Source organism: Sulfurimonas sp. (genome assembly GCF_050296975.1).
Classification (GTDB): Bacteria; Campylobacterota; Campylobacteria; order Campylobacterales; family Sulfurimonadaceae; genus Sulfurimonas.
The window spans coordinates 129,637-149,201 of record NZ_JBNKRX010000012.1 but is presented as its reverse complement, the minus strand read 5'-3'; the positions used below and the strand labels follow the sequence as shown (position 1 = coordinate 149,201).

The following is a 19,565-nucleotide window of genomic DNA, read 5'->3' as shown; positions in this document are numbered from 1 at the left end:
ATAGCAAGATTAGATAATTTTAAAAGCAAATATAGTGATAAATATAAGCAATTTTAGTGAAGAAATTATTTTTTTATACAAATATAATGTGTCAAAAATTTAAGGAGTGAAGATGAAACGATCATTTATTCGCGAGATTCTTGAACACACAACACCAAGTACGATCTCTTTTGCAGGTGGTTTGCCAGATGAGTCACTGTTTCCAGTAGAGGCTTTAAGAGAGTCAGCTCAAAAGGCACTCAGTTCACCAGAAACTTTACAATATACAATCTCACAAGGGTATCTTCCTTTACGAGAAAAAATAGCGAAGTTTTACTGCGATCAAGGGTTTGAGACAACCGCACAAGAGATTTTAATAACATCAGGTTCACAACAAGCTTTAGATATTATCAGCCGTTACTACTTTAAGCGTGAGATTACTGTTGAAGCACCTTCGTATTTAGGAGCTATGAATATATTTCAACTTAATTCTATGCAACAATCAAGTATAAAGCTGGAAAATGACGGGATTAATTTAGAGGCATTTGAAAAAAGTTTTCGTAAGACTAAATTTGCCTACTTAATCCCAGATTTTCAAAACCCAACAGGTGTTGTATATATGTTTGAAAAACGTCAAAAAGTGGCAAAAATTGTAGAGCAATCACAAGGAATTTTAATAGAAGATGCCCCTTATAGTGAAGTGTATTTTGAGCAAAAGTACCCCTCTATAAGTTCGATGATTCCTGAACGAAGTTTTCATTTGGGTTCGTTTTCAAAAGTTTTAGCACCAGCTTTACGCATAGGTTGGATTCGTGCAAGTGAAGCGTTACTCAAACCACTGATTCCTTATAAAGAGGCTATGGATTTGCATACAAATAGTGTAGCACAACGTATAATTGACGTGTATCTTGAAGACACAGATTTTGAAGCACATCTCAAGGTTTTGCGTCAGACATATGCACAAAAAATGAAGCAGTTTACACAAGCACTCGATCAGTATTTGCCACAGTTTCATTACATAAAACCACAAGGCGGGATGTTTATTTATGGTTCACTTGATGGAGTAGATACGACAGAGTTAGTATATAGATGTTTAGAAAAAGGGGTCGTGTTTGTACCTGGGGCTGAGTTTTATCAAGATGGAAGAGGAAAAAATGAAATACGTTTTAACTTTACGCGAACAACACAAGAGCAGATGCAAGAAGGAATCATGCTTATAAATTCAGATGATGATAGTGTGGAGTAGATAGGTACTCAAAAAAGAGAGCAAAATCCCATAACCTATAATAGCACTGACAAGTCGAGGATTGAATCCTGCAAGTGTTGCCATAGCCCCAGCAGTAATCATTGGAGCCATTCCCGCTTCCATAATGGAAATTTTCGCTATCTCCCCTTGAAAGTTAAAAAGATTGCATAATATCATAGCAAATATAGGTGCAAAGATTAGTTTGATGATCAAGGCACTGCTTAGAGGACGTAAGTCTTTTGCAGGAAGTTTAAGATGCAATTGTAAACCTACAGCGATAAGAGCAAAAGGAACAATAGTAGATGATAAGATATTTAAAATAGATTGAACTACAGGAATATATTTGATTCCACTAAGAGTAAAAGCGACCAATAAAAAGATAAATGGCGGGAAAGTAAAAAGCTTTTTTAAAATAATGGTTGCACTTACTTTCGTCTTATTTGAATATATAGAGAGCACAAAAGTACCGTAAGTTGCAAGGGCTAAAAAAGTACCAAATTGATCATAAATAAGCACATAGGGGAGTGCTTCATCTCCATAATAAGATTGTATGATAGGAATACCCAAAAATGATGTGTTTCCTAAAGGGGTTACAAGTAAGAGTATGCCCTCAATCTCTTTTGAAAAGTGAAAATATTTTGAGATTATAAGTACCATTAAAGCAGATACTGCCATAACACTCCACGCAATAATAATGGGGAAGATATTTTCCCCTAAGAGTTGCAGTTTGGGAATTTGCAGGAGTATCATTGCAGGTAGAGAAATATATATGACAAGTTTATTTAAAATATTGGGAATCTTTTGACTGTAAAAAGAGGTAGATTTAAAAAAATACCCTAGACCAATATAGATAAAGATTAAAATAAAATTTGACATTTATAATTATACTTTCTCTTTTTAATTAAATGCTATTACAATGGAAATTTGATAGAGGAAGTTTAAAATAAATTAAGAAAAACTTATGTGATATAGATCATAAACTAATTTTTTATAAACTTTGTTATAGCTTTAAGAGCTAAAAATATATGCAAGTTTTAACGAAGGTAGAGCTTTTTGTAAGCATTATTTTTTTTACTAAGACAATAAATAATGATAGTTCAATGATTAATCCTGGCAGTACAACCAAGGTAAATGGTTCAATATAGAACATTCTTAAATTCACGGGGTACAAAAGTTCGAGGACAACCCTTCCTATCCATAGAACAGTTTGAATCAAAACGTAATAGTATAGTACTTCTATAGTTGACTTTACCTTCTGAGAGAGTAGCATCGTAAGGCTACCAAATGCCACTAATAAGATTCCTACGGCAAAAATAACCAATGTTACAAAACTTATTTCATCTGGTTGTAGCAGTGAAAATCCCTTTGATTGATAAGCAAATGATGGCATTGCAAAATGCAGTAAACCCACAACAATCTCAATGATTCCCGCAACCAAGAGGATTTTTTTCGTTAGATTTATTTGTTTTTCCATCACATATTCCTTTTTATATTGAATTACTCATAATACTCAGGTGTATGTTTTTGTGAATCAAATAACTTTTTGTCGTGAGGAATCCAAAGCGTTGCTTTTGTTTTCTTTAAAAGGTTATCTATCTTTACAAAAGAGTGAATGGAACCTTTTTTATCTCCCCATATAGGTATGCCATAATTTTCTCTATGTTTATATGTCACAAAACAATCTCCTGAAATAAATACAGTACCTGTTTTTGGAAGTTTTACGATCAGTGATTGGTGTCCGGGGCTATGACCTGGCGTGGAAACAAGAATAACACTGCCATCATCAAAAAAATCAAAATCACCATCTAATAGTTTTATCTTTTGAGTTGAATCAAACTTATAAAAGTCTGGGTTATAACCATACTTTTTTGCCATAGGTCCAAAAGCTATATCATACTCTTTTTGTTGCATAACCCAAGTAGAATTTTTAAAAAGTTTAGCATTACCTGTATGATCATTATGTAGATGAGAAAATACCAAATAATCTATCTTTTTTGGGTCTACATTACTCGCTTTAAACTGTGAAGTAAGCGTTTTTTGAACCTGCATATTGAAATTACCGTTAAACCAGTTTTCACCACCTTTTACCCCATACAGCTCATCAGGAAGACCAGCATCCCAAAATATTGTACCTTTTGGATGCTCTATAAGATAGCATGTATTGGCGAGTTCAGCTACTGTACCCTGTTTAAGAGTTGGATCGAACAAAGACATGTTTTTAGCTTGAATATGTCCGCAATCATAAACATATAACTTTATCGGTACTTGAGATTTTTGTGCACCCAATTGTGCTAAAGAAGGCTTTTGCACACAGCCACTTAAAACTACTAATAGTAAAAACAATAGACTAATTTGTTTATACATAATTGACTCCTATATATTAAAATAAGTCAAAATATTATGCAAAACTAAAAAATACTAGCGTGATAGCAGTCACATACAAATTTATATAAATATGCTAGTATAATCAATGCAAAATAGGAGATAAAATTGATTTATTTTAAGTTTATAAATGAACAAGATATTTATTCGATCATCCCTTTACTAAAAATGTTAAACGATACTATCTCTGAGGATGTTTTAAAACAAAGGCTTGATGAGATGCTCACACAAGGGTATAAATGTATCGGTATATTTGATGATGATAAACTTGTAGGTATATGTGGGATCTGGATACTTACAAAGTACTATGTAGGAAAGCACATAGAGCCAGATAATGTGTTTATTTCTCCTGAGTATCAGAATCAAAATATTGGCACAAAATTGATGGCTTGGATCACTGAATATGCAAAAGAAAATGGCTGTATAGCAAGTGAATTAAATTGTTATATCAACAATAAAAGAGCACAAAAGTTTTGGGAAAAAGAGGGTTATGAAGTTATTGGACTTCATTTTCAAAAGAAGTATTAATTTGTATGAGGAAAGACAAAATGAGAGATGTTCGTATTTGTTATGTTGGAGATTCATTTGTAAATGGTACAGGAGATCAGGACAAACTCGGTTGGACTGGAAGACTCAGTGCAAGCTCTCAAAATAATACTATAGATATTACACATTATAACCTTGGGATCAGAAGAGATACATCTACTGATATCTTAAAAAGATGGGAAGCAGAGTGTCAAGTAAGATTACCGGAAGTTTCAGAAAATAAAGTTGTTTTTTCGTTTGGAGTAAATGATACTGTTGTTGAAAATGGGCAAAGAAGGGTTTCATTAGAGCAGAGCATAAGTAATGCTAAGAGTATATTATTAGGTACATTGAAAAAATATGATGTTTTAATGATCGGTATGCCTCCCATTGATGATGAAGTGCAAAACAGAACTATTAAAGAGTTAGATGCGCATTATCAACTTTTATGCAAAGAGCTTAATGTATCCTATCTTTCGATCTATCAAAAGTTAATAGATGACAAAGTATGGATGGTGGTTTAAAAATTAAACAGATATATCAATAGAAGACTGTTTAATTTTTAAAGATTCCTCTGGTAGAGAAAGCAGAATATCTATAAGTTCTGGCATCTCTTCTAATATTTTTGGATGAAAATTTGGGTTTGCTTTTCCAGCGATTGTGTCTTTGAGCTCTTGTAAAAGGTTAAAAGGTCTATTATTTTGCAATGACAAATCAAGAGGTTTATTTGTAACACTATATTCATGTTTAAATCCAATAATCATCATTGAAGCCAATTGCCAAACACTTATTTCTCCTTTTTTATAAAGCTCATTTGCTAAAACATATGTTTCATGGGGTGTAATGTTTTCAAGATCGTAACCCTTGGTGTATTCAATTTCTGTAGAGTCAACCTCTATATTTATAGATTTTTCTGTAGTGTTATCTGTATTTTTGTTTTGTGTATTTGTTTCTGAGTGATAAAAGCTAGTTGCCGAAAATGTGCTGTTTTTAATCTCCATAATTTTCTCCATAAATTAGATTTTGGCTTTTTATGATCAAAATAAAACTGCTGTATTAACAAATAGCTTGTTACAGCAGTTTTACCAACTTAACTTAATAGCGCTAAATCAGCTGGTGTGATTGTATGAACTTCTGTAATACTATCAAATGGAAGTCCAACTTTCTCGTGTGCTCTTTTTACAGCATCTGCACTCGGTGCTAAATTAAAGCAATATGCTCTTCCATCTCCAAATCCAACATGAGTTCGGATAGAAATAACTCCCTCTTCTTTACAGGCAGCTTGATATTTTTCATAAAAGCCTTCTAGTTGTTTAGGTGTTATTCCATCAGGAAAAGTACCATTTACTTTATCATGGGTATCCATATACAACTTTAGTTTCTTTCCAGAAATAGAGCTTAATGGAGTCCCACCTGCTTTAGTAGAACAAGCAGTTAAAGCGGGAGATAATACAATTGCTGTTGCTGCCATACCAGCTACTTGTATAAACTCTCTCCGACTAAATTGACTTTCATTTTTATGACTATCTAATGATTTATCTTTCATTTTTGTCTCCTATATTTTATGGGTGAGTTAGCTAAGTAATGCTAAATCACCTGGTGTAATAGTTGAAACTTCCGTGATACTGTCATAAGGTAATCCTACTTTATCATGTACTCTTTTTACTGCTTCTACGCTAGGAGCCATATTGAAACAAAACGCTTTTCCGTCTTCAAAGCCTACATGTATTCTAAGTGAAATTACACCCTCTTCAATACATGCCTCTTCGTACTTTTTGTAAAAACCTTCCAATTGTTTTGGTGTGATTTCTGCTGGAAAAGTTTTATTTTCCTTGTCATGTGTATCGATAAAAAACTTCATATTTTCCATCTCGTTTCCTTTTGTTGTTTATTTTGATGAACATCAGAAAAAATTCTATTATGAATCTAAAGTTATTTATGTGATATGAGTCACACAAATTTATAGTGTGATTTAAATCACATAAATGATCTGTTTTTTCCTTTACAATAGTGTAAAAAGGAGATCAAATGGATGTAACAGGAGTAAATAGTTCATATACGAATAGATATAGTGACACTAAACAAACAAGCTCAACAAAAATAGATTTGCACAATATATCTCAAAATGAAGTAAATGAACTGATACGTGATGGTATATTGGATCTAAGTGCGAATACACTTGTAATTATTCCACTTGAGATAGTACAAGATTACGGGGAAGAGTATGCTATGAATATGAAAGTTGACCTTATAAAACAAACTGAGAAAGTTATTGCATATAATAAGAGTATAGGTCAATCAACTGACAGTGATGAAAAAGTTCTTCAGTATTTTTATAGTGTTCAAGGGGAAGAGATAAGTGCTTTAAGTGAGTTGTTTATAAATGAGAAGATAAATGAAACCAACATTTATGAGCAAAGTAATATTACTCAAAAAAGTGAAACAGATATTGAAAAACTTTTAAATGACCTAAGAGAAAAAGGTGCATTAAAATTCCTTGCAGAACTCGATAAAGAGAAGATAGAACAGCAAGTTGAAAAGTATCGTAAAGAACTTGAAGAGAAGTATAAAGATGATCCAAAAATGATGGCACAAATTGATGGACTTGTTGAAAAATTTAAAAAACAACTTATAGAGGAGATGGAAGAAAAAATAAAACAAGACGCAAGTAAGGCAAATACAAAATCAGAAGCTATGATCAAAGTTGTACAAGATTCAAAACCGACAGATAAAAAGAAAAGTTTTTTAGAACAAGCATTAGAATAAAGGCTGCTAAAACAATAACAGCCTAATTTTTATGTAGATGAACAACAAGCATCATTTGTTTTAGAGATGCAGCATCCATCTTGAGTGTTTTTTGCATCTAATCCAAATACTTCTATATCATTCATCGAATGATAGTTTTCCCAGATTATATTTGTAGGATCGCTAACCCAGTATTTGTTTGACTCTTTGTAACAGCAAGTAGCACCATCTTCTATTTTACCTCTAATACCTGCTATTTCAAACATATGTTGTGCTTCAAGTAAAGCGGCATCGCTTTCATACTGAATGCCAAGGTGATTGAGCCCTTTGTCATATCCTCTAGTTGATATAGCAAAATTTAGAGAAAGATCATCTACTAACCACTGTACATAGTCTTCTTTTATTTTGGTTGGTTTAGCACCAAGCTGTATGCTGTAAAATGCCATACTTTTTTTTAGATCTTCTACAGAAATATGTATATGCAGTCTTCTATTTTTATCCATTGTGGATCCTTTTTATTAAAATTCAATATACTAAGACGATGGAAAATGAAAAAAGGTTGCAACTATTTTGAATGAAGTGTCGTCTTATTCAAAAAGAAATGTAAGGAATATAAATGAAAAATACAGATGCTTCAGATTTTGCAACTATATATGAGCAATTAAAAAAACCGTTACTTCGATTCATTAGATACAAAGTAACCGATCCACATATTGCAGAAGAGATTTTAAATGATGTTTTTTTTAAAGCCTATAATTCTATTGAAAGCCTGGAAGAGAAAAAAAGTTTGAAAAGTTGGCTTTATACCATTGCATCAAATAGCATTATAGATTTTTATAGAAAAAAAACTCCTACTTTTTTAGAGCTAGAAGATGAAAAAATGCTTGATGAAAAAGAGTTAGATTCTATATATAAAGACTTTGACTGCTGTTTAAAAGATTTTTTAAATAGATTGTCACCACCAAGTGCACAAGCATTACAAGCAGTTTATTTTGATGAGATGACGCAACAAGAGTATGCAGAAAAAAACTCACTGAATTTATCTACAGTAAAATCATATGTTTTTAGAGGCAAAAAATCACTAAAAGAGCTTTTTGAACAATGTTGTGAATTTGAAAGAGATCAATACTACAATATAGTAGATTTTCAACAAAAATAAAAATCTTTATGTGATCTAGGTTACAGAAAAATAGAGTGTTTCATTTTAGAATCTTTTTATATTCATTGGAAAAGGATCTTATATGAATCTACTTACAATAACACGTATATTTTTAGGCATTATATTTATCTGGTATGGGACGTTGAAATTTTTTAGTGGAGTGAGCCCAGCTGAAGGTTTGGCAATAGCAACTATAGATAAACTGTTTTTCTCACTTATTCCACCAACAGTTTCAATAATTCTCTTGGCAATCTGGGAACTCATTATCGGCATAGGGTTTTTAGTAGGAAGATATTTAAAGTATGTATCGATTCTTTATCTTGTTCATATAACTCTTACCTTTACACCACTCATTTTACTTCCTGAACTATGTTTTACAAATCCACCTTTTGAGTTTACGATAGTAGGGCAATACATAGGGAAAAATTTGATATTTTTTATGGTAGGGTTGATGATTTATCAGCAAAATAAATCCAAAACATAAATACAGAGCAGTATCAAAAAAAAGATACTGCTTGTTCTTAAAAAAATGTTTTATTCTTACTCTATGTCACGAACACATCGAACATTGAGTGTCTCGCTATCGGCAAAAGCATCTGCATTACCGCCACCATATTGAAAAATATTTGCTACATGATATGTTGTTCCAACGAGCTCATCACTCCAAGCTGTAATCCAATCTTCATGATATACAGGCGTAAACCCTTCAATGATTGTTACATCAGTATCATTTTCACCAGCAACACGAATTTGTGTCACTTCACTTGTGCCACCACTATTTATGTCTGAGTGTGGAAGACGCCAATCATCGTAACCACCAAGCGTAAGATCACTACAGTAAGTATCTGCTTCACTCCATGTAAGTGTTACAAGTCTTGTGTGGTCAGTATCTTCCCACATAAGTGTGTCAACGGTAACCATACCAGAGTTATCTACCGGTGCTGAACGTGTTGTTGAACTAAAAGTGTCTTGTACTCCACCAACATAAAGTGTTGTATCTACTGTAGTTTCATATGAGTCTGATGTTGTATGACGTACATATACTTGCTGATTATTTTCAACTGTTGTAGCAACATTGCTCCATGTTACTCCATTATCAAGTGAATATTCTCCATTAGAAATAGTTAAATCAACAGCAATATTGATACCGCTTATCGTTACACTATCTTCAACAACAGTACTAAGTGCTGTATTGTTAAGATCAGTAAATGTAAATTGGTTTGGTGTATCAAGTGTTTCTGATTGTGTTGTTACATAAAAAGTTTCATCACGTGTTCCAATAGTGAGTTCTGTACTTACCTCTGTGCTGTAAGAACTAGAACTTCTTAAACGTACATAAACTGTTTGATTGTTATCTAGTGTCCCAGCAAGTGTTGTCCATGTTGTTTTATTGTCTAAAGAGTATTCACCATCACCACTTATACTTATTTTTGTTTGTGGGTAATTGATACCACTCACTGTTATGTTATGCTCATACATTGTACTTAAATTTGCATCTGTGATACTCGGAAGTTCAAAACTATCTGGATTTACATCACAAGTACTCTCTACCACTAACTCAGCAGGGCTGCTGAAATCTGTTTTGTAGATGTTGTTTTGTGTATCTTGAAGATATGTATAATTCTCAAGTGTAAATTTTTGTAAAATTTGAGTACCACCATAATAATCTGTACTAAAAATAGGGTATGTACCTGCCTCTGTCCCATCACTTACCCAGTACTTATAACTATTTAGATTCGTACCTACATCGATCGTTTCAAAAAGAATTTTATCTGCAAAAACTTCCAAGTTTTGCATTGATGTTAAAGTACTTTCAGCACTCTGTGTTATAACATCTTTGACAGTTTCAAGTGTTTGCGTTTGTGGATCATAACTCATAAGGTAAAAGTGTGAATTGTTTACATATCTAAAGAAAAGTTTACCACTAAGTGTTATGAGGTTGTTAATGCGAGAATCAAAAGTATGTACGAGGGTAGTTCCATTTTCATCTGCTTTTAGAAGTCTTTTCCCATCGCCTATACCAATTTCATTACCAACGAAAAAGAGTGCATCATTAACAACTACAAGAGTTTTTGCATAATCATCAAGGACGTATGTATTCCCTAATTTATACGCAGGTTGCGTACCAACTTTTGCCCAAACTTCCAAGTTATTTGATTGTCCTAATGAGTTATTTTGTGCAGCAAAGAAAAGGGTATTTGCAATCATGACAGGAGTTACACTTGCTGCTTTATACCCCTCAATACTCTCTACACTCTCTAGTGCTGAGTAGTCACTGTTTGTTTTTTCAATATGAAATGTATATATTGAGCCATTATAGTCATCTCTTAAAAGATAAAGCGAATCGTTAAGCACTGCATATCGCACACCAACTGTATCTGAAATTCTTACGATATCTCTTGCTTCATCAGCTCTATAAAGACCATATCTACTATAGTTAGAATCAGATGCACTAAAGAAAAGATAATTACCAGCAGTGTTAAAATAACCAGGGTTAGAACTTCCATACAAGGTAGTAGAGGAATATGGATTTGGATTTATCTCATGAATTTCAGTACCCTCTAATGTTCCATCACTTGCCCATAGCTCTTTGTAATGGGAATCTACAGCTGTAAAGTATTGTGTATTGCCAATTTTTGTATTGTATGGGATATATATTAATGTATTTGCAGCAAGTCCACTACTTGTTATACCGTTATAAAGCTGTTTTACAAGTGTCGTACCCGTTTCACTTCCATCTGTTTTATAGAGTTCTACACCTATGCTGTAAGGATCTTTACACATTCTAACAAGTTGTGTCGGTTGTATATACTCATTGATCGTGAGGTGAATAGTTCCTAAACTTGAATATGTACATTCATTGATTGTTTGTGTAAGTGTGTACGTAAAGAGATCATCTCCCACATGAGTATCGTCTGGATCGTATGAGTAGTGAATCATTTCATTACCAATGCTAAAGAGTGTCGCACTTCCATGTTCTGGCTGTGTAGTTATGCTATATGTGTAGTTTGAACTATCCTCCATGAGGTACTGAGACTCTATAGTCTGTGTATTATAAAGTGTATTGCTACCATTGACTGCCTGTGTAGTTTGTGGGGCTACAATAGTAATATTTACATTCCCATAGTAGTTGCCACTTTCATATTGGAAACTATCTGTACCTGTAAAACAATCATTACTTGTATATTTAAAGTCGATAAATTCATTTCCAATGAAATATACATCTATACTTCCATGTTGCGGTGCTATACTAAATGTTATATTGTCATCAAAAAGTTCAGTTGTGAATTGTATGCTTGTTTTAGAAGTAAGGCTGATGTTAATGTCAGTTAATTGTATTTTGTTAGTAGTTGTATCATCTGAAGTATTTTGATCAGGGATTGTGACTAGTACTGGAATGACATTAACATGCTGTGTAAAGTTATGGTCCTCTAAATTGTGAATCACTTCTGTAATATTTACATCTCTTCGGTGCATTTGCAATTTTTTGAAAAACTCTGATCCTTTTAAACCACTACGTCCACCCACATTATAAGCTTCTATCAGTTCCCCTAAGTCACCTATAGGATCATCTGAATGTAATAATGCTGTTGAAAGACGTAAAAGTTCTGCATTTACCGAGGCGTTTGCACCGTTTAAGTCTGTTATATCTAAACCACTCGCATAGAGTGCTTCTGCAAAATCAATTCCAAAAGCATCTTCAAAGTCAGCCATGATTTGTTCTTGTGCTTGTGCAAAAGTATTTCCATTTTTCAAAAGTGTTTTGATTCTTTGTGATGCAAGATCAGTTAAAACATTTACATTTGTTTCTACGCGTTGATTAGCAACTGCTAAAGTATATGAACTGAGTGTTATTGATGATGTACTTGTACCTTCAAGTGTTTCATCATAATAATAGCCACTTACAACCACTTCGCTCAGTCCACTCCATGAAACATTTAAATCATATGTTCCAAAATCATCAACTATATCTCCCTCAACTTTGATAGAGGTTCTCTCAAAATCCTCACCAATCTTATAGATGGTAACACTTGAACCTTTTAAAAAAGGACCTTTTTGTGCATTTCCAGCAAGTACGCTGCTACTTGTTTGTGCTGTTGTATCCTCACTACTGCTACTACAACCACTAAATATAAACATAGTTGTTAGCAATATAGTTATTATCCCTTTTGTGAACATTTTGCTCTCCTATCAAATGATAAAAAATACTATAAAACAGAAACATTGCAAAAACATTGCAATTTAGATGAATGACATTTCGAGGTAAGAGAATAAATAAAAAGAAGATTAGTTAAGTAGTGCTTTCCTCCATAGTTTGCTTAAAATTTCTACAGCTTCATAAAGCTCTTTTTCACTAAATCCACCAAACCCAAGGCGAAGTGCTTCCCAGCTACCGCCTGAAACACCTTTAGCAAAGTAGAGTTTTATACCCTCTTGCTCTGCTAGTATTTTAAACTTTTCCCAGTCAAAAGCTACAGCTGGGGTAATGATAATTGCTAAACCTGCACCTTGGGCTTCAATCTTCATCGTCTCACCTAGATGTTCTTCTAAGAGTTTTTTTAAAAGTTCATGTTTCTTCTTATGAAGTGTACGAATTTTGCGAATATGCTTGTCAAAATGCCCCTCTTTCATAAAGTGTGCTAAAGTGATTTGTGTATCGAGTGAGACTTTACAAAAATGGCTATCAAAATGTGTTTTATATAAGCCAAGAAGATGCTGTGGCACTACCATGTAACTTACTCGTAAAGCTGGAGAGAGATACTTTGAAAATGTACCAAAATAGACCACTTTATCGTTCTTGTCTAAACCTTGTAGTGAGGGGATAGGGCGGTTGTAGTAGGTAAGTTCCCCATCATAATCATCTTCGAGTATAAGCGCGTCCGTATCTTTTGCCCACTCTAAAAGTTTTAGGCGGTTTGCTATGGGCATACTTACACCTTTTGGGTACTGATGCGATGGTGTGATGTAGACTAGTTTTGCTTTGCTTTTTTGCAGTGCATCGATCATCAAACCGTTTTCATCAACACCTATCTTCTCTATCTCATAACCATAAGCACTAAAAACTTGGTTGACGATGTGATAGCCTGGGTCTTCCATAGCAAAAGTATCGTGTGTACTTTTGAGCATCTTGGCAAGAAGCCCCATAGATTCCCCAAAACCGCTTGTAACGATGATCTGATCAGCGATACAATTTGCTCCACGTGAATTATTCAGATACTCTGCGATCTGCTCTCGCAATATATACTCCCCTTGACCATCAGGATATCCTCCAAGATCAAGCGTTTCATCGATCACTTTTGTATAGATTCGTTTCCACAACTTGAGCGGAAAAGAGTCTTTTGGAAGTCGCGCAGGGAAAAAGTCATACTTGTAGCTTTTTTGTGTTGTTTCTATGGCTTCTTTGTTTGCATGACTTGTGCGAAAATCTTTAAAGTTTGTATCGCTCACAAAGTACCCACTTTTTGGATAACTCTCTATAAACCCCTCAACATAAAGCTGTCGAAATGCAGACTCGACCGTGTTTTTACTAAGGTTGTAAGTGGATGAGAGTTTTCTGATCGAGGGAAGTTTTTCTCCTACTTTTAGGTTTTGAACTATGTCGTTTTTTAATGCTTCATAAAGTTGGATATGTAAGGGTGTTTTTGAGTTTTGATCGATCGTGTACATATTAAAGTCAATCCAAGTTGCAGTGTGTCACATCATAGTTTTTACCATTACTTGCAGTTATCTGGTAATTCCAGATAACTGAGTCTCTCTTTAATTTACTTTCATTTTGGTGGATCAAAATATTTGAGTTTTCTGTCATTTTAAAATATCCTTATCTTGTTTTGTTGTTTTCAAAGTAACTCTAGCTCTTCGCTCATATCTTTTATGAGTTTTGAGAGTGGGCGTTTGTTTATATCTTCATCTGTGATGTAGCCACAGGTAATGAGACGCATCAAATCTTCACGGTTTTTAAAGAGTGTTCCCTCATAGTTTTTCATTAGCTCATCTATGTAGCTGTCGTTGTAGATTTCTGCTTTTTGGATGAGTTCTAGGATAATATCTTTGTGATTTTGGTAAATATTATCTATATTAAACGTTTCTATATGAGATTTTACTTTTTCGTGATTATCTATGACTTTTTTTTCTATCTTAATAGAATCTTGATTGTATGTAAATTCGCAATCTTTTATATATAGCTGAAACTTTATATCATCGTTAAAGGAATCTACAAAAGGATGGTAAATCTCATTTTGTTTTGTTGATTTTCTTTGATTACAAGTTTGACAACTTGGTATTAGATTATAAATAGAAACTGCAAAATAAGGGTATGTCTTTTTATCAAAAAAATGGTCTAATTGAGCTGTGGCTTCCAAAGAGTTGTGTTTTCTAAAATTTTGTATGTAGTTTCTATTGCAGTAAGGACAAACAGTAATATCTAGGTCTTTGATGTATTCAGCTTTTTTAAGTCGTGTATAAAGTGTATAAAAGTAATCTTTTTCTGTGCTACTTAACGATGTAATAGCTTTATGATTGTCTATATAGCTTTTTAGTTCACAAAGTTCTGTATAGTTCATAGTAACAAGTTTTTTTAAATCAATCTCTTGAGAATAGTTTTTGAACTTCTTCTTTATTATGTTGTCAATATCTTGAATAGTGATAGCCCATTTTTCTTTTTTATTTTCTATTTTTTTGTAAGTTTTTTGTTTCTCATCTTTATCAAAAAAGTTAGAAAATATTTGCTTTGTGAAATTTTCTATAGTTATTGTAGAAAGATTTATTTTAGTCATATTTTTTATCTTCTTTTTTTGCTAACTCTTCTTGAAGTTCTTTGATCTGCTTTTTAATTTGATCGACTTCTGATAAACGTTTACTATCAAGCATCTTTTGAAGTTGTCGTTTTAAAATTGGCTCTCCAACTATAGAAATAATATCTTCACAATACGCTATCTCTTCTTGAGAAAGTGTTTTTTGATTGAGGTATTTTATAGCTTTGTTTATCTTTTCTTTTGCAAACTCTCCCATAAGCCCATCTTGCATAAAAAAACCATGAGATAAAAGAGTATGTATATTTGCTCCAAAGGTGTCTATATCGGGATGTACTTGTTCTCCATTTTTTAAAAATATTACATTTTCTTTTGGTAAATCTGAAAGAATAAACGGAGAGTGAGAAGTTATTATTATTTGAAAATTATATTGTTTATAATTTTTTGATAAAAAATTAGTAAATATATTTAAAAATTGTTTTTGCCAATTTGGATGAAGATAATTATCAACTTCATCCAATAGTAAAAGTATGGTGTCATTTTCTTTGGGCTTTATATTGTCAAATGGTGTATTTATAGCCATATAAATTTTTGCAAATAGATTAAAAAACTCCTGATGTCCATCTGAAAAATAAGGGAATAATCTAAAATTTAAAAAGCCTGAAACAGTAACTGTTAAATGCTTGTGTAACTGAATAAGTTCAACTATATCATGTATATTATTCTCAATAGTTATGGAAAACATTCCATTGTTATAAAAAGTATCAAATTTTGTTAAAGTTGAAATTGCTTCTTTAACTTTAACAAAATATTTTTTCGGGACTTCATACAAAGCATCATCAATTGTAAAATCTTGACTATAAAAATTTATTAATTCATCTATAGATTTATTGTTATTATTGGTATCAATTTTATCTATTGATTCTTCAATAAATTTTCCATTAACTTCTTCCCCAATACCTTGATATGAACTAGTTATAAAATTTAAAATAGATAAATACTTAAAAAAATATTGCCATTCATTTCTTTTATAGTGAGGTTCACCACTTGAATCATGTAAATTGTATAGAGCTTTAAATTTTATAAATTTGTCATATTTAGTTTGATTTTTTTCTTCTTTAAATTTTTGTAATAAGCTATCAAATGAAGTAAAAACATAGCTGTGATTAAAAGATATAGATATTTTATTTGGTTTTTTCCAGTCCTTTGGAAATTTAATATTATCACTATAAAATGCTTCTAACCCATTTTGAAAAATATTGTCATTGTAAAGTTGTTTGATTTGACTAAAGTCTCTTAATATATGTTTATATTGGGATTGTATGTCTTCTGCAAACTTGTCATATAAATATTCATCAGTTATATTTGCAAGATGTTCACTTATTTGAGTTTCGGTAGTCATATCAGGATAATAAATAGGGCTTTTTGTGAAATATATATTGTGTATATTTTTTGTTGATATTGAATTTATCTTAAAATTTTGTTGAACAATTTGATTCTCTATCGACCTTTTATCTAGTTCATGAGTTTTTTGACTTTGATTATTTATCAGTTTATAGTTCTTAAAATTTCCTTTTAATGAAAAACTATTGTCAACTTGATTGTATAGCAATCCAAAGTATATATCACTATTATTTGAAGAAAAAAAACTATGTACTTCATATTTAATAACTTCTAAAATACTACTCTTCCCACTCCCATTCTCCCCAACAATAGCGGTAATATTTATATTATTGCCAAACAAGTTTTCAATATAGTTATTATCTTCACACTCTTTTTTCTTTTTATCACAAATTGTTAAAGTGCCATCTTTATACTCACACTTAAACCTAGAAGAAAAATTAAACCCCTGTTGATGTATATTTTTATAACCTTCAACCCACAAATAAACTAGTTCCATAAAACTGTCCTCATAATTCCTTCAAAATTTGGCTCTTGTAGTAAATACAGATAAGTGATACTATATCATAAAATATTGAAAAGGATGTTTTATGAAAAAGATATCTCAGGTTTTATACGTAAAAGTTGGAAAAATAGCAAATACTCCTTTAGAAAATAGCAATAAAAAAGAGATGATATCAGGGATAAAAAAACTTCCTGTAAAAAAAGCTTTTTTAACAACAACAGGTTTTAAAGAGGATGCCCAAGCTGATCTTAAACATCACGGTGGAGAAAATAAGGCTTTGTTTTTATTTTCTCAAGATACATATGAAAAGATAAATCAAGAGTGTAAAACAGATTTTAAAGTGGATGAAGTAGCACACTTTGGAGAAAATCTGATTCTCTCAAACATTAGTGAAAAAGATGTATTTTTAGGAGATATTTATCAAATAGGGGAGGTATTAGTGCAAGTAACACAACCTCGCCAACCTTGTTGGAAACTCAGTGCCAACACAGGTGTAAAAGAGATGACAAAGTTTATCTTAGAGAGTGGATATACTGGCTGGTATGCCAAAGTATTGCAAGAGGGGACAATCTCACAAAACGATGATCTTTTCCTTAAAGAAAGAGTAGAAAATGAACTCTCAATAGAGATACTTAACAAACTGATGTTTGATATCTCATATGATAAACGATTAGCAAAAAAAGCGGTAGATTCAACGCTACTAGGAAAACCATTTCAAGAATCTTTAGAGAAAAAATATATCAAGGAGTTTTCATGAGAAGAAGTGAGTTTGCGATCAAAGATAAAAAACAGATCGAAGAGATATTGCACTCGATCTCTTACGGTACTCTTGCACTTGCAAAGGAAAATAAACCCTATAGCATCCCAGTAAATTTTGTGTATGAGGATGGTGTGATCTATTTTCACGGTGCAAAAAAAGGGCGTAAAAAAGAGTATATGCTACACAACTCTTTAGCATCTTTTAGCGTGGTTGAACCATTTTCGATGATACAGTCTTATTTTAGCTCAAACGATGGACTTGCTTGTCCTGCTACACATTTTTTTCGCTCGATCATTTGTGATGGAGTTGTTGAGATCGTAGAAGATTACGATACAAAAGTAAAAGCGTTGCAACTCTTGATGGAAAAACTCCAAAGTGAGGGAAGCTTTAAACACTTAAGTGAAGATGTGTACGATAAGATGATAAATGCCACGGAGGTATTTAGATTTGAGATCAAAGAGATGAGTGGCAAAGTAAAACTAGGGCAACACCTACCAAAAGAGCGTTATGAGATGGTGTTAGAGCATCTGCAAAAACGTGGAAGCGCACTCGATCAAGTAACTATACAACAGATGAAGGAAAACAGATGAATAAACTAGAGTTTTATGAAGCAAAATTGATGTATGAGATAGATTCTTGGGATCTTAATGAAGGATTGAAAAAAAATGAAAACATTGTAGTTATAGACACACGCTCCAATGAAGCTTACAACCTTGAACATATTCCATCAGCTATAAATATACCTCATAGAACAATGAATGAAGAAAATATAAAACAGCTAAATAAAAATACTCTTTATATTACTTATTGTGATGGGATAGGATGTAATGCTTCAACTAAAGGAGCGCTCAATCTTACAAAACTTGGTTTTAATGTAAAAGAACTTCTTGGAGGGCTAGACTGGTGGAAAAGAGACGGTTATTCTACAGATGGCATAAAAGGTATTGATAGTAAAAATACTGTATGCGGTTGTTAATAAAATAAAAGGATAGTGATGAAATATAAAATAGCAGAGATCGACGACATAGATGACACTTTAAAACTGCACTACCGCTACCAAGTAGATAGCATCAACGAAGAAGATAAAAAAGATGGTTTTGTAACGACACCTTTTACACATGATCAACTTCAAGCTCTGATCGAGCAAGAGCAAGGGCTTTTTATAGCTAAGAAAGATGGCGAGGTAGTGGCGTATGTTATGGCTGCATCTTGGCAGTTTTGGTCACGGTGGCCAATGTTTGCATATATGATCGAGCATCTTGGAGAGCTTGAGTATCTTGGGCAAAAACTAAGTGTTGAGAACTCCTACCAATATGGTCCGATCTGTATAGACAAAAGTGTTCGAGGGAGCGGAGTATTGGAGCAAATATTTGACTTTGCAAGAGAGCAGATGGCAAAACGCTACCCGATACTCGTGACATTTATAAACAAGATAAACCCACGATCATACAACGCCCATACAAAAAAACTCGGACTTGAAGTGATACGGGAATTTGAGTTTAATAACAATGAGTATTATGAGTTAGTGTATGATACCTCTTGTAAGTTAGGAGTAAAGGAGTAGCAATGGGAAAAAGATACGATAGCTTAAGTGAACAAGACAAAACATTTATACAAGATCAGAAGATGTTTTTTATAGCAAGTGCCAGTAATGGTAGTGAAGTAAATCTCAGCCCAAGAGGTTATGACGTGTTTCGCATACTTGAGGATAATGAAGTTATCTTTTTAGATTATGTTGGAAGTGGAAATAGAACAGCACGCGATATTAACGCTGATGGAGAAGTTACAGTTGTGTTTTGTGCTTATGAGGGAAGCCCTAAGATTTTACGCCTCTTTTGTAAAGGGGAAGTTATCAGTAAAGATGATCTACAAGCTCGTGCACACTTTGAAGGTGTAAATTTTGAAGGGATGCGACAGTTTATAAAACTTCGTATCTATTGTGTTGAAAGCAGTTGTGGGATGAGCGTACCGTTTTTTGAGTACAAAGGTGAGCGAGATACTTTACGAGAGTGGTGTATAGATGGCGAGAGAAATGGAAAAATAGAAGCGTATCAAGAGAAAAATGGCACACCTCCTGATCTAAGTGAGTTTCGTCAAAAAAATTTATAGATAAA

The 19,565-nt window shown here is 32.8% G+C and carries 23 protein-coding genes; 11 read left to right on the top strand and 12 right to left on the bottom strand.

Going from position 1 to position 19,565, the window contains the following annotated elements; all coding sequences use genetic code 11:
* Positions 1–112 precede the first annotated feature (112 nt).
* Positions 113–1,225 (top strand): PLP-dependent aminotransferase family protein, encoded by a 1,113-nt coding sequence (locus ACQY56_RS04330; RefSeq protein WP_428739058.1) that lies wholly within the window; start codon positions 113–115, stop codon positions 1,223–1,225.
* On the opposite strand, the gene ACQY56_RS04325 is transcribed toward ACQY56_RS04330, so the two are convergent.
* The 3 genes from ACQY56_RS04325 to ACQY56_RS04315 form a co-directional block, all read right to left on the bottom strand.
* Positions 1,202–2,101 (bottom strand): AEC family transporter, encoded by a 900-nt coding sequence (locus ACQY56_RS04325; protein WP_428739059.1) that lies wholly within the window; start codon positions 2,099–2,101, stop codon positions 1,202–1,204. The genes ACQY56_RS04330 and ACQY56_RS04325 overlap by 24 nt on opposite strands.
* 139 nt (positions 2,102–2,240) lie before the next feature.
* Positions 2,241–2,699 carry a hypothetical protein gene (locus ACQY56_RS04320; RefSeq protein ID WP_428739060.1) on the bottom strand — a complete coding sequence of 153 codons (459 nt, stop codon included), beginning with the start codon at positions 2,697–2,699 and terminating at the stop codon, positions 2,241–2,243.
* Positions 2,700–2,722: 23 nt separating this feature from the next.
* Complete coding sequence (locus ACQY56_RS04315) at positions 2,723–3,589, bottom strand: N-acyl homoserine lactonase family protein (protein ID WP_428739061.1); 867 nt, start codon at positions 3,587–3,589, stop codon at positions 2,723–2,725.
* 126 nt (positions 3,590–3,715) lie between these two features.
* Between ACQY56_RS04315 and ACQY56_RS04310 the strand changes: the two genes are divergently transcribed.
* A complete protein-coding gene (locus tag ACQY56_RS04310; RefSeq protein WP_428739062.1) occupies positions 3,716–4,135 on the top strand; it encodes a GNAT family N-acetyltransferase in 420 nt (139 codons plus the stop codon).
* 20 nt (positions 4,136–4,155) lie between these two features.
* Positions 4,156–4,656 (top strand): GDSL-type esterase/lipase family protein, encoded by a 501-nt coding sequence (locus ACQY56_RS04305; protein WP_428739063.1) that lies wholly within the window; start codon positions 4,156–4,158, stop codon positions 4,654–4,656.
* Between the two features lie 3 nt (positions 4,657–4,659).
* Here the strand turns inward: ACQY56_RS04305 and ACQY56_RS04300 are convergent, their stop codons facing one another.
* From ACQY56_RS04300 to ACQY56_RS04290, 3 genes are all read right to left on the bottom strand, one after another.
* Complete coding sequence (locus ACQY56_RS04300) at positions 4,660–5,133, bottom strand: hypothetical protein (RefSeq protein ID WP_428739721.1); 474 nt, start codon at positions 5,131–5,133, stop codon at positions 4,660–4,662.
* Between the two features lie 89 nt (positions 5,134–5,222).
* On the bottom strand, positions 5,223–5,678 hold the full coding sequence (locus tag ACQY56_RS04295) for a nickel-binding protein (RefSeq protein WP_428739065.1): 456 nt from the start codon (positions 5,676–5,678) through the stop codon (positions 5,223–5,225).
* Between the two features lie 27 nt (positions 5,679–5,705).
* On the bottom strand, positions 5,706–6,002 hold the full coding sequence (locus tag ACQY56_RS04290) for a DUF4242 domain-containing protein (RefSeq protein WP_428739066.1): 297 nt from the start codon (positions 6,000–6,002) through the stop codon (positions 5,706–5,708).
* Between the two features lie 158 nt (positions 6,003–6,160).
* Between ACQY56_RS04290 and ACQY56_RS04285 the strand changes: the two genes are divergently transcribed.
* The gene (locus ACQY56_RS04285) at positions 6,161–6,898 is read left to right on the top strand and encodes a hypothetical protein (RefSeq protein WP_428739067.1); all 738 of its coding nucleotides are present in this window, start codon (positions 6,161–6,163) and stop codon (positions 6,896–6,898) included.
* 29 nt (positions 6,899–6,927) lie between these two features.
* Here ACQY56_RS04285 and ACQY56_RS04280 read toward each other — a convergent pair whose 3' ends face one another.
* The gene (locus tag ACQY56_RS04280; protein ID WP_428739068.1) at positions 6,928–7,380 is read right to left on the bottom strand and encodes a VOC family protein; all 453 of its coding nucleotides are present in this window, start codon (positions 7,378–7,380) and stop codon (positions 6,928–6,930) included.
* Between the two features lie 113 nt (positions 7,381–7,493).
* Between ACQY56_RS04280 and ACQY56_RS04275 the strand changes: the two genes are divergently transcribed.
* Together ACQY56_RS04275 and ACQY56_RS04270 are read left to right on the top strand one after the other, a co-directional pair.
* Positions 7,494–8,036 (top strand): sigma-70 family RNA polymerase sigma factor, encoded by a 543-nt coding sequence (locus ACQY56_RS04275; protein ID WP_428739069.1) that lies wholly within the window; start codon positions 7,494–7,496, stop codon positions 8,034–8,036.
* An 82-nt stretch (positions 8,037–8,118) separates the two neighbouring features.
* Positions 8,119–8,520, top strand: coding sequence for a DoxX family membrane protein (locus ACQY56_RS04270; protein WP_428739070.1), 402 nt, complete (start codon positions 8,119–8,121; stop codon positions 8,518–8,520).
* A gap of 56 nt (positions 8,521–8,576) precedes the next feature.
* Here the strand turns inward: ACQY56_RS04270 and ACQY56_RS04265 are convergent, their stop codons facing one another.
* The 5 genes from ACQY56_RS04265 to ACQY56_RS04245 form a co-directional block, all read right to left on the bottom strand.
* On the bottom strand, positions 8,577–12,215 hold the full coding sequence (locus ACQY56_RS04265) for a hypothetical protein (protein WP_428739071.1): 3,639 nt from the start codon (positions 12,213–12,215) through the stop codon (positions 8,577–8,579).
* 108 nt (positions 12,216–12,323) lie between these two features.
* Positions 12,324–13,703, bottom strand: coding sequence for a PLP-dependent aminotransferase family protein (locus ACQY56_RS04260; RefSeq protein ID WP_428739072.1), 1,380 nt, complete (start codon positions 13,701–13,703; stop codon positions 12,324–12,326).
* Positions 13,704–13,710: 7 nt separating this feature from the next.
* Complete coding sequence (locus ACQY56_RS04255; protein WP_428739073.1) at positions 13,711–13,842, bottom strand: hypothetical protein; 132 nt, start codon at positions 13,840–13,842, stop codon at positions 13,711–13,713.
* A 31-nt stretch (positions 13,843–13,873) separates the two neighbouring features.
* A complete protein-coding gene (locus ACQY56_RS04250) occupies positions 13,874–14,809 on the bottom strand; it encodes a hypothetical protein (RefSeq protein ID WP_428739074.1) in 936 nt (311 codons plus the stop codon).
* Positions 14,802–16,685: an AAA family ATPase gene (locus ACQY56_RS04245; protein ID WP_428739758.1), complete on the bottom strand. Its 1,884-nt coding sequence runs from the start codon at positions 16,683–16,685 to the stop codon at positions 14,802–14,804. The genes ACQY56_RS04250 and ACQY56_RS04245 overlap by 8 nt, the downstream gene beginning before the upstream one ends.
* Positions 16,686–16,776: 91 nt before the next feature.
* Here ACQY56_RS04245 and ACQY56_RS04240 point away from each other — a divergent pair, with 91 nt between their 5' ends.
* From ACQY56_RS04240 to ACQY56_RS04220, 5 genes are read left to right on the top strand one after another with little or no spacing between them, the layout of a single operon-like run.
* Positions 16,777–17,448, top strand: a complete 672-nt coding sequence (locus ACQY56_RS04240; protein ID WP_428739076.1) for an MOSC domain-containing protein — start codon at positions 16,777–16,779, stop codon at positions 17,446–17,448.
* Positions 17,445–18,041: a pyridoxamine 5'-phosphate oxidase family protein gene (locus tag ACQY56_RS04235; protein WP_428739077.1), complete on the top strand. Its 597-nt coding sequence runs from the start codon at positions 17,445–17,447 to the stop codon at positions 18,039–18,041. The genes ACQY56_RS04240 and ACQY56_RS04235 overlap by 4 nt, the downstream gene beginning before the upstream one ends.
* Positions 18,038–18,427, top strand: a complete 390-nt coding sequence (locus ACQY56_RS04230) for a rhodanese-like domain-containing protein (RefSeq protein ID WP_428739078.1) — start codon at positions 18,038–18,040, stop codon at positions 18,425–18,427. Before ACQY56_RS04235 ends, ACQY56_RS04230 begins: the two co-directional genes overlap by 4 nt.
* 18 nt (positions 18,428–18,445) lie before the next feature.
* Positions 18,446–19,015 carry an N-acetyltransferase family protein gene (locus ACQY56_RS04225; RefSeq protein WP_428739079.1) on the top strand — a complete coding sequence of 190 codons (570 nt, stop codon included), beginning with the start codon at positions 18,446–18,448 and terminating at the stop codon, positions 19,013–19,015.
* 2 nt (positions 19,016–19,017) lie between these two features.
* The gene (locus ACQY56_RS04220) at positions 19,018–19,560 is read left to right on the top strand and encodes a pyridoxamine 5'-phosphate oxidase family protein (protein WP_428739080.1); all 543 of its coding nucleotides are present in this window, start codon (positions 19,018–19,020) and stop codon (positions 19,558–19,560) included.
* The last annotated feature ends 5 nt before the right edge of the window (positions 19,561–19,565 follow it).